The sequence below is a fragment of the uncultured Lentibacter sp. genome (assembly GCF_937123735.1).
Classification (GTDB): Bacteria; Pseudomonadota; Alphaproteobacteria; order Rhodobacterales; family Rhodobacteraceae; genus Lentibacter.
The window spans coordinates 1-13,568 of the sequence record NZ_CAKZKL010000032.1 but is presented as its reverse complement, the minus strand read 5'-3'; the positions used below and the strand labels follow the sequence as shown (position 1 = coordinate 13,568).

The following is a 13,568-nucleotide window of genomic DNA, read 5'->3' as shown; positions in this document are numbered from 1 at the left end:
GCCGGAGCAACTAAATCCGTCCCATCTCGTGCAGGCGGGCGCGCAAATGATCGGCCCGCGCATCCCCCGCCTCCAGCGCAAAGACAAAGGCATGGGTGAGAAAGAATGATCTCTCCACAAGGTCGTTCGAGTGATCCGCCGCCAGCGTGTAAAGCGTAATCAGGGCCTCACGGTCGTCGCGCTCATGTGCAGCCAGAAGCCGCTCGTGCAGCCCGCTCATTCAGCGGCGAGCTGCTGGCGGTGTTTGGTGATCTGCTGGGCCACCCAATCATGAAAGCAATGCGTCGGCCCGTCCATCGCTGGCGAGAAGCGCCCGCCGTCAAAGCCGCGCCCGTAGCGGCCCTTCTGCATCCCCTCAACCACGAAGATATCTTCGACAAAGACAGTCTTCCATTGGGTTGCATTCTTGGCGCGCAGGGCTTCGTCTACCTTGGGTTGGGCATAAAACAGGTGCACATGCTCCAGCGTTTCGTTCACAGCCTTCGGCTCAAGGATAATCGCGAAAGCATGGTCGCGTTGCACGCCCAAAAGCACATTGGGGTAGACAGTGATATATTCTCCGCCGGTGTCCCATTTGTCAGACAGGTTGGGAAAGTCGGGGAAGGTCTGGCCGTCTTGCCCCGTCAGCTGGCGGTAAACCAGCGTGCCCTGGCCCGAATAGCGGCCATATTCTTCAATGTTGTAGTGGTCTTCCAGCCGCGAATAGCTGTTCAACCCCGGGTGCACCCAGGGCAGGTGGTAGCTTTCGCAATAGTTCTCAACCGCCAGCTTCCAGTTGGTCTTTACGGGCAGCTCGAATTTGCTGTCTTCCCCGCCGTGATACAGGGGCACGTTGAACTCTTTCCAGCGCTCCAGAAGCTCCGCATGCACCACCTCGAAAGGCTCTGCCGTGCCCGAGGCATTCACATAAACAACCCCCATCCAGATGTAGCTGGGCACTTCATACAGCCCCAGCTCGCTCTTTGGCATGTCCTTGTGGGTGTTCATGCCCGGCCCGCCCACATGTGGCGTGGCAACAAGGTCACCCTTGGTGGAGTAGCACCACGAATGATAGGGGCAGCGGATCGCGCCCTCGATTTTCTTGGGCTCGGAGACGAGAATCATACCGCGGTGGCGGCAGGTGTTCTGAAACACGCGCACCTGCCCATCTTTGTCGCGGATCAAGAGCAAGGGCATCCCAAGAAATTCGATGGGCTTTGCATCGCCGTTTTCGGGCACATCGGCCTCAACACCCACGCCCGACCAATTGTTATACAAAACGGCATCACGCTCCTCCAGGAAGACCCGCTCATCCACATAATGCTCATTGGGCAAGCCATTGGCCGTGGCCACGGGGCGCATCACACCTGAAATATTCGTCGTCATTTTCCGCTCTCCTGCAAACTTCGGGGCAGTGAACCCGGTTTTGACACATAAAACTTTTCTCACCGCGACATGGCTTTTCTCACCGCGACGGCCGGCTTGCGTTTTTCATCTCTTTTGGTGCAGGGGCCGTATGCCGGGTATGAAACAACTTCTTCTCGCCTTTGCGCTCGTCTTTCTGGCTGCCTGCTCGGGCAAGCCCTCGTTCAACGATGCTGCCCTGTCGGAGCGCAAGCTTGATCTGGAGCGCTTTTTTGACGGTCGTTTTGTGGCCCACGGCCAGTTTCAGGACAGGTTTGGCAAGCTGCGTCAACGCTTCGTTGTCGACATGACAGGAGACTGGGACGGTGAGACGCTCACCCTGACAGAAGATTTCACCTATGCCAGCGGCGCAACCGGGCAGCGCATCTGGCGGCTCACCAAAACAGGCGATGATACATGGCGCGGCACGGCTGACGGCGTGATAGGCGAAGCCACGGGGCGCGAGGAGGGCGACAGGTTCAACTGGCGCTACACCATTGATCTGCCCCAGCCCGATAAGGGCGGCACACTGCGTGTGGCGTTTGACGATTGGATGTGGCTGCTGTCAGAGGACCGCCTGCTCAACATCGCCTATGTCGAGCGCTTCGGTCTGCGCCTCGGCACGGTGACCATCATGTTCGAAAAGCTGTAAGCCCGCCTTCAGGCAAACTGAAAACAGGCCCACCGGGCGCGAAGCCCCCTTGAGCCAGACCCAAAGCCAGCCAATAGTGCACCAAGAGCTCGGGAGGCTGTGCATGAATATCGACAAGAAAATCACCGATGATCTGGTGGCCAACGACATATCCTTTGTCACAACCGTGCCCTGCAAACAGCTCGCAGGGGTGATCGAGGAGATTGATGGGCGCGACGAGATTTTCCACATCCCCTCAAACAAGGAAGACGAGGGCATGGGGCTTTGCGCCGGCGCTTGGATGGGCGGCAAGCGCCCGGCCATCATCATGCAAAACACCGCGATTGGCGTGACGATCAACACTTTGGCCACGCTGATCCAGTATTACCGTATGCCGCTGCCCATGCTGATCAGCTACCGTGGCGAGCTGCGCGAGCCTGTGGCCTGCCAAGTCGAAATGGCGGTTCACACCAAAGCGCTGCTCGCACAGATGAACATCCCGACCTACCATTTTCACAAGCAATCCGATGTCGCAGAGCTCGATATGATCCTGAAATACACTTTCATGTGCAACAAACCCGTGGCGATCCTGACGGATGCCAACTTCTGGGGAGGCTATGGCGACCAATGATCCGTTCCGAAATCCTGCAAGACATCGCCCCGATCCTGCGTGACCAGCTCGTCGTGTGTAACATCGGCATCCCCAGCCAGGAGCTGCATGCGATTGATGACCAGCCGACCAACTTTTACATGCTCGGCACCATGGGGCTGGCCTCCAGCATCGGCCTTGGCCTTGCGCTGGCGCAGCCCAAACCGGTGATCGTGATCGACGGCGACGGCTCGATCCTCACAAATATGGGCACGCTGCCCACCATCGCCAACAATGTCGCCAACAATTACATCCTGATGATCATTGACAACGGCTCCTACGGCTCGACGGGCGACCAGCCCACTTACACGGGCAAGAAAACCTCTCTGGCCAAAGTTGCCGAGGCCTGCGGCTGCGAGCGGGTGATCGAGTGCCGCGATGTCGACACGGGCCGCGTGCTGCAAGAGGCGCTCGACAGTGGCGAGATGACCGTGATGGTCGTGAAGTGCGACAGCGGCAACGCGAAGATGCCGGTGATCACCATGGACCCCGTCATCATTCGCGACCGCTTCATGAAGGCGGTGTCCAGTTAATCGGCTCAGGTCTTGCTCTCGGGCGGCCAGAAGAGTGACTGGACAGTGTATATACAGATTGCCATACCCACAGCCCCACCGGCTGCCACACCGAGCAAAACGATCATATCAATCGGCCCGCCGATATCGGCAAAGCCCGAGCGGGTCATGCCCTGGACGAACAAAACCGCCGCAATCGCGCCGATGGGCATGGAGAGCTGCGCCCAGAGAAACTTGCGCCAGCTCACGGCTCTATCGCGGATGAGAACATAGATATACGCCACCGTGACAAGGGCTGCGGCCAGAACCATGGCCCAGAAAAGCCCGCGCCCGAAAATTTCCTCAAAGACCGCGAAAAGCGTTGTAAGTGTCAGTTCTTGCATGGTTTTCTCCTCACGCTTTGCCGCGCAACATGGCGTTATAGGTGGCTTTCAGAGCAACCTCTTTCATCAGCCAGCTGATCCAGAGCTCCTCCAGCGGTGCGATGATGCCGGGGAAGCTCGGGGTCAGATTGTTGTTGTAGTCAAACTCAATGAGCATGGCACGGCCCACCTGCGTGATCAGCGGGCAGGAGGTATAGCCGTTATAGGCCGCATCGGTGGTATCTCCGGCAATCTGGGCCACCAGATGTTCCTCCACCACAGGCACCTGCCACTTCACACTTGCCGCCGTTTTGCCCTTGGGCACACCCGCCACATCGCCAAGGGCAAAAACTTCGGGGTAGCGGTTGTGGCGCAGCGTGGCCTTGTCCACCTCGACCCAGCCTTGATCTTCCCATTTGTCGGCCCAGCTCAAGCCGGACTGGCGCACAACATCTGGCGCGCGTTGGGGGGGAATGACGTGAATATAGTCATAGGCGCGCTCCACCGCCCCCTCGGGCGTGTTGAAGGTCGCGCGTTTGGCGCCCGCATCAAGGCTTGTCAGCACATGCGCATAATCGGCGCCAATGCCCCTGTCGCCAAAGAGCATCCGCACTTTTTCAGCCACAATCGGAACGCCGAAAAGGCTCTTGTTGTTGGCCATATAGCGCACATCCATCTTGCCGCGGGTGCCTGCCTTGCGGGCCAGATCGTCAATCAGGAAAGTATGCTTGAGCGGCGCGCCTGCGCATTTCATCTCGGTGGCAGGGCGGGTAAAAAGCCCCACGCCGCCCCCATCGATAAACTGGGACGCCGCTGCCCAGGTGCGCGCGGCATACTCAGGCCCCGCATAGAGCGCGCCGATGCCGTTTTTGCCCACCATATCAAGGCTGAAGCCTTCGATCGCGTCATGGTCAAGGGTGAGGCCCGTGGCCACGATCAGGTAGTCATAGCTGAGCACTTCGCCACCTTGCAGCGCCACCTTGCGGCTTTCCGGGTCGATATTCGCGGCCCAATCCTGCTTGAGCGTGACGCCTTTGGGCAACCAGTCTGTGGTTTGGCTGACCGAATAACTTGCCGGTTTCAAACCCGCAGCAATCAGGGAAAATCCGGGCTGATACCAGTGTTCCTTTCGGCCATCCACAAGGGTGATCGCCGCGCCGTCAAGCCGCTCTGTCAGCCTGTTGGCCAAAGCAGCGCCGGCCGCGCCTGCGCCGAGGATCAAGATCTTGGCGCTGGTCCTGACCCGCGCGCGGGCTGGCGTTGCTGTGCCAGCCACGCCAAGCGCTCCGGCTCCCAGAGCAAGCCCCAAAAAGCCCCGTCGCGTGGGCGTGTAGTTCGAATCGTGCATGAAAAATCCTCCCGTTCACATGCTCCTTATAGAATGTGTCTCGCGCGGCTGTTTTGATGCAGGTCAACAAATTGCGAAAGCGACCTATGGTGTCGCCCTTGGCAGGCCGACGGCTGTTTATTGGGTTTGTAATTGAGATACCAAGACCAGCAGATGAGAGCGCAGGCATGACGTTTGAGACCATCGCAGAGTTCACCCTTGGCGAAACGGCCATACCCGACAGCGCCTTGGATATGGCCGCGCTCTTGCTCATGGACACTTTGGGCGTGGCGGCCGGGGCGGCCCGCCTGTCTGCCGGTGAAATCGCGCGGAGCCATGCGGTGCGCTTTCAGAGTGCGGCTGAGCCCGCAGATGTGGCCACACTTCTTTTTGACGGGCGTCAGGCGTCACTGACCGGGGCCTGCTTTGCACTGGCCACCCAAATCGACAATCTTGATGCCCATGACGGCTACAACCCCACCAAAGGCCATATCGGCTGTGCCGTTGTGCCGGCGCTTTGTGCTTTTGCGCAAGCCGAGCCAGACCTGTCGGCGCGAGATGCCTTGGTGGCGCTGGTCATTTCCTATGAGGTGGCAGCGCGGGCCGCCGTGGCGTTGCACACAAGCGTGAGCGATTATCACACATCTGGGGCATGGAACGCGCTGGGCGTGGCCGCTTTGGGCTGTCGTCTGCGCAGGCAGGGGCCAGAGGTGTTGCGCCATGCGCTTGGGATTGCCGAATATCACGGTCCGCGCAGTCAGATGATGCGCGAAATTGCCAATCCGACGATGCTGCACGATGGCTCGGGGATGGGCGCTATGGTTGGCTCAATGGCGGTATTGCTGGCGCAGGAGGGCTTCACCGGCGCGCCGGCCATAACTGTTGAGGCGGCGGCCCCTCATTGGGAAGATCTGGGACAGGACTGGACGATTGAGCGCAATTACATAAAGCCTTATCCGGTTTGCCGCTGGGCCCATGCCGCCCTTGATGCACTGGCTGAGCTGCGCGCGCGCCATCAATTTCAGGCTGCCGATGTTGCCCGTGTCGATGTGCAGAGCTTTGCGCAGGCGGCGGCGCTTTTTGCGGGCTTGCCCAGCACCACCTCGCAGGCGCAATACTCTTTGCCATTTGCACTTGCGGTGCTGCTTGTGCACGGCGAGATAGGCCCAGAGCATATCACCGCTGAGGGCCTTGCAGACCCGGATGTCGCCGCCGCTCTGAGCAAGATCACAGTCACGCAGGCGCAGCGTCATTCAGAACGCTTCCCGGCGGGGCGCTGGGCCGATGTGACCGTGCACCTGCAAGACGGCCGTGTGCTACAGTCCGGTGATACCCACGCGCGTGGCGGTCCGGAGGCGCCAATGCCGCTTGCCGAAATAGAAGCCAAGTTTCACAGAATGGCGGCCCCGCTTGCGCCCCGACGGCGTGCGGCCTTGTGGGATATGCAAAAACGGTTGCGCGCGCCTGATGCGCGGTTCTGCGAACTCCTGACGCTGTTGTATCCGCCGGTTTGCTAGGGTCTGGCGGCTTTGGGCACCGCGCCGGTGGCCGGAATGCCGTTGTTAATCTGCCAAGCCATCTTCTGAAGCCGCGCGCCGGCATGTTTGAAAAACATCATATAGCTCTCGCAAAAATAGTTATGGCCGGCCTCGCCATCTTTCGCTGTGGCAAAGCGCTGCTTTGGGCATCCACCATTGCAAGCAAAGCGAAAGGCGCAGGCGTTGCACTGTGCGGTGAGGGTTGTCTTTTTGGCTTGGCCGAAGGCTTGCTGACCGGGGCTCCAGAGCATTTCGCGCAGAGGCGTTTCTGCGATCGAGCCAAGCTTGTATTCAGGGTAGACATAGTGGTCACAGGCATAAAGGCTTCCGTCATGCTCAAGCGCCAAAGCGTTGCCGCAGGTCTCGGCAAAGACACAGAGCCCGGCTGGCCGCCCGGCCCATAAGCCGAGCTGGACGTCAAAGAACTGCACGAAAATTTGCCCCACATCGGTCTTGTACCAGAGATCGAAAACATCGTTGAGAAATTTGCCATAAGCGCGTGGTGCAACGCTCCAATCTGTGACGCCATGGGGCGAACTGGTTTCGATCTGAGGCGCGGCTGCAAGCCCGTTCTGGCCCTTGCGTTCGACAATCGGGATGAATTGTATGTGCTCCAGCCCAAGGCCCTTCAAAAAGCGGTAAATGGCTTTGCCTTTCGTTCCGTTGGCGCGGTGGACGGTTGTGAGCGCGTTATGTGCAACGCCATGGCGTTGCAATACATCCAGACCACGCATGACTGCGTCAAAGGTCGGGCGCCCGGCCCGGTCCACGCGGTATCGGTCGTGGACAGCTTTGGGGCCGTCGATGCTCAGTCCGGTCAAAAACCCATGTTCCGCCAGAAAGAGGCCCCAAGAGTCATCCAGCAACATGCCATTGGTTTGAAGCGCATTGTAGATAGGCAGGCCTTGTGGGGCGTATTTTTGCTGCAAGCTCACGATTTTGCAAAAATAGTCGAGGCCCAGAAGCGTAGGCTCACCGCCCTGCCAAGCGAAGCTGACTTCGGGCATTGCCGCCATCTGTGCGGCCTCAATGGTCTCGCGAATGTAGCGCTCCAGCACCTCGTCGCTCATCCGGAATTTCTTCTCGTCGGGATAGAGTTTTTCTTTTTCGAGGTAATAACAATATTTGCAGTCGATATTGCAGCGTGGCCCGATGGGCTTTGTCATTATGCTAAAAGGGAGGGCAACCATTACATGCTCCGGGCTTGGGCCTGCTCTTTGTGGCGCAACTGGCGCAGATTGACAATCCGTGAGGATCTTTGCTGGACCTGTTCCCCAAAGCGGCCTATCACATCAGCGCGCGCCGGTGTGGCTGGCCCGGCGCTGGTGATATGTATTGTTGAAAGGCCTGTTATGCCCTCGGACGCCCCCCTGAAGAATGTTGTCCTGATCACATTTGACGACGCCGTGGCCTTCTGGAAATACAAAACCGCCTTCGGAGAGGCCTTGCAAACACCCAACCTTGACCGGATCTGCGCCCAGTCGACGGCTTTTCAGGCGGCGTATTGTCAGGCGCCTGTGTGCAGCCCGTCGCGGGCCAGTTTCATGTCAGGGCTCACGCCGCATCAATCCGGGATCACGGGGCCGTATAAAAACTACTTTGAAAAGCTTTCTCCCCAACAGATGTGGCCCCATGAGCTGCGCAAACGCGGATTTTATTGCTCTTCGGGTGGTAAAGTCATGCAAGGATATGGCGCCTTGGAAGAGGATGTTCATGCACAGCTATTTTCTGACGCGCCAAAGAAATTTCGGGGGGATTGGCAAATTCCCGATCACATCAGCATGGAGTTTGGCGGCTTGCGCGGCGGCAAGGCGGCGCGCGACGAAAAGGATGATCCGCGCTTTTATGACCATCAGTCAGCCAATTCGCTGATCCGGTTTTTCAAAAACCTCTCGCCGAAGGCAGAGCCGTTTTATCGCGAAGTGGGGTTTTATGGCCCGCATGGCCCCTGGATCACGCCGCGGCGCTTCAAAGAGATGTATGCGGAGCAGAATTTTCGCCAGCCCAAAGCGTGGCAGGCGGGGTTTGACGAAAGCCCCTTCATGGAAGAACAGAACACACAGAACCTTGACAGCAGCAAACGCAAGCAATGGCGCAAAAGCGTGCGCAACTATTTTTCCGCGCTCACCCACACCGATCACCACTTGGGACGGGTCTGGGATGCAATCAAGGCGTCCCCCCAGGCAGAGGAGACCCTTGTGGTTATCCTGTCAGATCACGGGTTGCATCTGGGGGAGCGCAACCGCTTTCGCAAACATACCCTCTGGGAGCAGGTCGCCAATGTTCCGCTGATCCTGCATGATCCGCGAACGCCCGTGCCGCAGGTGGTCTCCGACCCTGTTGCCTTGCTAGATGTCGGGCCGACGGTGATGGATTTTCTGGGCTTGCCGCCGCTTGAGGGCCGGATTGGCCGCTCGCTCAGGCCGCAGATGCACTGGGCGCGTGCGCCTGACCGTGCTGTGCCGACCTTTTATAAAGATAGCGCAAGCGTGCGCAAAGGCCGGTATCGCTTTATCCGCTATGCCGACGGGTCGACCCAGTTTTTCGATCTGGCAACAGATTGGTGGCAAACCCGCGATTTGGGGCAGGAGCACCCGGCATATGCCCAAATGCAAGCCGCCCACGCGGCCTGTTGCAAGGAATACGGGCTGGATGTGAGCCAGGCTGCCCCGCCGCTTTGAAGCGCGCCCTGTCACCGCGTCAGACAGGGCTGACCCGGCATTTTGCTCCGCCCAAATCATACCGTTCAAAGACGAAAATTGTTCATATTTTGAAAGTTTCCTTTTTGGGTCATTTGCATGAAGTATAGCAAAATCAACGGCTTAAAGCGTTTCTGGTGCGGCGCCAAACCCTCCAAGCCGTTAAGATTGGTCACAAAATGAACAAAGTCTGACTGCAAATAATTCATGTTTTCCCTGTCTAAAGCAGAGAACAGATTTTTGCGGATGGGCTAATTATGACTCAAGTTTCACTCTGGACCTTCAACGAAACAGCGCCCACTGCGGGAGATCCTCTGGTGGATTCCGCAAACGCAGACGGTGCGCAAAACGGTGTTTACGCCGGTGATGCAACGGCGGTGGGGGGTGCTGGCCAGTTTGATGGCGTGGGCGACTATGCCGAGATCGCCGCCAGCAGCGCGTTCCAACTGGCCACAGGCACGCTTGTCACAGAGTTCACACCCGACAGCTTGCACGAAGGCACCCTTTTTGCCCGTGACAGCGCGGGCAATGATGACGGCGGCCATTTTGACCTGCGCATCCTTGCCGATGGCTCTATTGCCGTGCGTGCCCAAACCGACACAACAGATTACAACTACACAACAGCGGCAGGCTTTTATGCCGCGGGCGATGACATCCGCGTCACATTCTCGTGGAATGATGACGGCTCAGGCGGTGAGTATAAGGTCGAAAACCTCACCCAAGCCACCAGCTACTCAACCCCGACAGATGGCGCAATCACCTGGGATATGGGGGCGTCCTTCAACGAGCCAATCACCATTGGGGCCGGGCAAACAGCCTCAGGCGACAATGTGGCCGACAATCTTGACAGCTTCTTTGAAGGCTCTGTCGCTTATGTCTCTATCTTTGATGAAGTGGTTGACCCGGCTGGCCCGACACTGCCCATCACCGGGACAAGCGGAAACGACACCCTATACGGCACCGAAGTTGGCGAAGTGCTCGAAGGGCTGGACGGCCACGATGTGCTTCATGGCGGCTTGGGCGATGACACCCTGTCCGGCGGCGATGGCAACGATGATCTGCGCGGGGATGCCGGCAATGACACCATCACCGGCGGTGCAGGCAACGACCATCTTTCGGGCGGCGCGGGCGCGGACACGCTCGACGGCGGCGCGGGCGAAGATCGGGCAAACTATTATCATGACACAGCAGGCGTTGCCATAGATCTGGCCGCAGGCACGGCCTCTGGTGGCGAAGCGGAAGGCGATGTGCTCACCAATATCGAAAATTTGCACGGTGGCCTTGGCGATGACACCCTGACAGGGGACGCGGGCGCAAATTGGCTGATTGGCTATGAGGGCGATGACATCGTGGAGGGCGGCGCTGGCAACGATACACTCTTTGGCGGCGCGGGGGATGACACCCTTGAGGGTGGCGCAGGGCATGACCTGATCTATGCCCGTACGGGTGCGGATGCTGTTGATGGCGGCACGGGCACGGACTGGGTCCGCTACAATGGCGGTGCTGATCAGGACATGACGATTGATCTCTCCACCGGCACAGGCGCAGGCGGCGACGCCGAGGGCGACACCTACGCAAATATTGAAAACGTCTGGGGCGATGGCGGCGACGACACGATCATTGGCGACGCAGCCAACAACGATCTGCGCGGCGATGATGGCGATGACTCCCTCGTGGGCGGCGCAGGGGATGACCGCCTCATGGGTGGAGCCGGTGCCGATACGCTGGAGGGCGGTGATGGGTTGGACACTGCCGATTACTATAGCGCGCTCACAGGCGTGACGGCCAATCTGGTCACAGGCACAGGCACAGGCACGGGCAGCGGCGGCGAAGCCGAAGGCGATGTGTATTCCAATATTGAAAACATCCGCGGCAGCCAGGGCGACGACAGCCTGACAGGCGATGCGGGCAACAATTCTCTGGATGGTCAGGGCGGCGACGACACGCTGGATGGCGGCGACGGCATGGATACACTCTTTGGCGGCGCGGGGGATGACACCCTGTTCGGCGGCGACGGCCATGACCAGATCTATGCCCGTGCGGGCGCGGATGCTGTTGATGGCGGCGCGGGCGTTGACTGGGTCCGCTACAATGGCGGCGCCGACCAGGACATGACGATTGATCTCTCCACCGGCATAGGCGCGGGCGGTGACGCCGAGGGCGACACCTATGCAAATATCGAAAATGTCTGGGCCGATGGCGGCGACGACACGATCATCGGCTCAGCCGAGGCCAACACGCTATATGGCGATGCGGGTGACGATGTGATCGACGGCGGCGCGGGCAATGACGTTTTGCACGGCCAGGCCGGCAACGACACGCTGACAGGCGGCGCGGGAAATGACCGCTTTGACCTTGGCGATGGCGGCGGCAACGATGTTATCACCGATTTTGAACTGCCCGTGGACAACGGCGACGGCACCTATACGGCGGTCGACACCCTGGGCCTCGGAGAATTGACATCAGACGGCGGCACAACCCCTGTCACCACCGATGATGTGACGATCACCGACACAAACGGCGACGGCACGGGCGATGCGATCCTGAGCTTCCCCGGCGGCGAGAGCTTCACCTTGGCCGGCATCACGCCCGACCAGATCAACACCGGCCCGATCCTGCAAGCCATGGGCATCCCGGCGGGCAGCAACGATTATATCGTCAGCGGCACAGCCGGCAACGATACCATGACCGGCGCTTATACCGATGCTGACGGCGATGTGATCGACGGCAATGACGCGCTTGACGGCTCAAACGACGATGTGATCGACGGCGGCGCGGGCAACGACCGGATCAATGCGGGCCTGGGCGATGATTCCGTTCAAGGCGGCAGTGGCGAAGACTGGATTCAGGGCGGCGTGGGCGCCGATACGCTGGACGGCGGCGACGACACGGACTGGCTGAACTACTATGACGACACGGCTGGCGTCACGGTTGATCTTGCGACCAACACCGCCTCGGGCGGCCATGCCGACGGCGATGTGATCAGCAACTTCGAGAATATGTCCACAGGCTCGGGCGATGACAGCCTGACAGGCGATGCGGGCGACAACCTGATCGTGTCCGGCGCGGGCGACGACACAATCGCTGGCGGCGCGGGCGATGACGAACTGCGCGGCGCAGCGGGCGCTGACGCGCTTGACGGTGGCGATGGCAGCGACACGGTCAGCTATCAGAACCTCGGCTTCCTGGGCCCAAACACCACGGGTGTGGACGTTGATCTGACGCGCGGCACCGGGTTTGGCGGCCACGCCGAAGGCGACACCTATACCAATATCGAAAACGTCACAGGCAGCGACGGCGATGATACGATCACCGGCGATGCAGGCGCGAATACCCTATCTGGCGATGCTGGTAATGACATCATCGACGGCGGTGAGGGCGATGACTCGCTCGACGGTGGTGACGGCGCCGATACGCTTGACGGTGGCGCGGGCGATGACCTGCTCACCGGCGGCGCGGGGGATGACCTGCTCACCGGCGGCACGGGGAATGACCTGCTCACCGGCGGCGAAGGCAACGACCATCTTGCGGGCGGCGACGGCATCGACACCGCCGATTACCGGGACAGCACCGATGCGGTGAATGTCAACCTCAGCACCGGGACGGGCAGTGGCGGCGACGCCCAAGGCGATGTGCTGAGCGGTATCGAGCGGGTTCATGGCGGTGACGGCGATGACACGCTGATCGGCGATACCGAAGACAATCTGCTCTTCGGCTATGATGGCGATGATTCCATCGACGGAGGTGACGGAGATGACGTGATGCGCGGTGGCGCAGGGGCTGATACGCTCGAGGGCGGCGACGGCACCGACACCGCCGATTATCGGGACAGCACCGATGCGGTGAATGTCAACCTCAGCACCGGGACGGTCAGTGGCGGCGACGCCCAGGGCGACGTGTTGAGCAATATTGAGCGGGCCTATGGCGGTGACGGCGATGACACGCTGATCGGCGATGCCGGAGACAACCTGTTTTACGGCTATGACGGCGATGATTCCATCGACGGAGGTGACGGTAATGACTTTATCCGCGGTGGTGCCGGGGCCGATACGCTGGATGGCGGCGCGGGCATCGACACCGCCGACTATCGGGACAGCACCGATGCGGTGAATGTCAACCTCAGCACCGGGACGGGCAGTGGCGGTGACGCCCAGGGCGATGTGCTCAGCAATATCGAGCGGACCTATGGCAGTGACAGCGATGACACGCTGATCGGCGATGCCGAAGACAACCTGTTTTACGGCTATGACGGCGATGATTCCATCGACGGAGGCGGCGGCGATGACCTGATGCGCGGGGACGCAGGGGCCGATACGCTGGATGGCGGCACCGGCAGCGACACGCTGACAGGCGGCGTGGGGGATGATACCTTCGTGTTCGCCGATGGCGCGGGCAGCGACACGATCACCGATTTCCAGATGCCCACCGACAACGGCGATGGCACCTATACGGTGACCGATACGCTCG

The 13,568-nt window shown here is 59.9% G+C and carries 11 protein-coding genes; 6 read left to right on the top strand and 5 right to left on the bottom strand.

From position 1 onward, the window contains the following. Positions 1-10: 10 nt before the first annotated feature. Both Q0478_RS10025 and Q0478_RS10020 read right to left on the bottom strand, forming a co-directional pair. Positions 11-220, bottom strand: a complete 210-nt coding sequence (locus Q0478_RS10025) for a hypothetical protein (protein WP_298678865.1) — start codon at positions 218-220, stop codon at positions 11-13. Beyond that, the gene (locus tag Q0478_RS10020; protein WP_298678863.1) at positions 217-1,365 is read right to left on the bottom strand and encodes an aromatic ring-hydroxylating dioxygenase subunit alpha; all 1,149 of its coding nucleotides are present in this window, start codon (positions 1,363-1,365) and stop codon (positions 217-219) included. Before Q0478_RS10020 ends, Q0478_RS10025 begins: the two co-directional genes overlap by 4 nt. A 139-nt stretch (positions 1,366-1,504) precedes the next feature. On the opposite strand from Q0478_RS10020, the gene Q0478_RS10015 reads away from it, so the two are divergent. The 3 genes from Q0478_RS10015 (at position 1,505) to comE (ending at position 3,196) form a co-directional block, all read left to right on the top strand. After that, positions 1,505-2,035, top strand: coding sequence for a DUF3833 domain-containing protein (locus tag Q0478_RS10015; protein WP_298678862.1), 531 nt, complete (start codon positions 1,505-1,507; stop codon positions 2,033-2,035). A 103-nt stretch (positions 2,036-2,138) separates the two neighbouring features. After that, positions 2,139-2,645 (top strand): sulfopyruvate decarboxylase subunit alpha, encoded by a 507-nt coding sequence (locus tag Q0478_RS10010; RefSeq protein WP_298678860.1) that lies wholly within the window; start codon positions 2,139-2,141, stop codon positions 2,643-2,645. After that, positions 2,642-3,196 (top strand): sulfopyruvate decarboxylase subunit beta, encoded by a 555-nt coding sequence (gene comE / locus Q0478_RS10005; protein WP_298678858.1) that lies wholly within the window; start codon positions 2,642-2,644, stop codon positions 3,194-3,196. Before Q0478_RS10010 ends, comE begins: the two co-directional genes overlap by 4 nt. Positions 3,197-3,201: 5 nt before the next feature. Here the strand turns inward: comE and Q0478_RS10000 are convergent, their stop codons facing one another. Together Q0478_RS10000 and Q0478_RS09995 are read right to left on the bottom strand one after the other, a co-directional pair. Then, positions 3,202-3,558, bottom strand: coding sequence for a DUF5368 domain-containing protein (locus Q0478_RS10000; protein ID WP_298678856.1), 357 nt, complete (start codon positions 3,556-3,558; stop codon positions 3,202-3,204). Between the two features lie 10 nt (positions 3,559-3,568). Continuing rightward, on the bottom strand, positions 3,569-4,885 hold the full coding sequence (locus Q0478_RS09995) for an FAD/NAD(P)-binding oxidoreductase (protein WP_298678854.1): 1,317 nt from the start codon (positions 4,883-4,885) through the stop codon (positions 3,569-3,571). 167 nt (positions 4,886-5,052) lie between these two features. On the opposite strand from Q0478_RS09995, the gene Q0478_RS09990 reads away from it, so the two are divergent. Further along, entirely contained in the window at positions 5,053-6,381 is a 1,329-nt protein-coding gene (locus Q0478_RS09990) for an MmgE/PrpD family protein (protein WP_298678852.1), read from the top strand. Here Q0478_RS09990 and Q0478_RS09985 read toward each other — a convergent pair. Next, positions 6,378-7,568 carry an anaerobic sulfatase maturase gene (locus tag Q0478_RS09985; protein ID WP_298678850.1) on the bottom strand — a complete coding sequence of 397 codons (1,191 nt, stop codon included), beginning with the start codon at positions 7,566-7,568 and terminating at the stop codon, positions 6,378-6,380. The genes Q0478_RS09990 and Q0478_RS09985 overlap by 4 nt on opposite strands. A 186-nt stretch (positions 7,569-7,754) precedes the next feature. Here Q0478_RS09985 and Q0478_RS09980 point away from each other — a divergent pair, with 186 nt between their 5' ends. Further along, the gene (locus tag Q0478_RS09980; protein ID WP_298678848.1) at positions 7,755-9,083 is read left to right on the top strand and encodes a sulfatase-like hydrolase/transferase; all 1,329 of its coding nucleotides are present in this window, start codon (positions 7,755-7,757) and stop codon (positions 9,081-9,083) included. A 275-nt stretch (positions 9,084-9,358) separates the two neighbouring features. Beyond that, positions 9,359-13,568 (top strand): calcium-binding protein (locus Q0478_RS09975; RefSeq protein ID WP_298678846.1); only part of this gene is annotated, 4,210 nt, incomplete at its 3' end.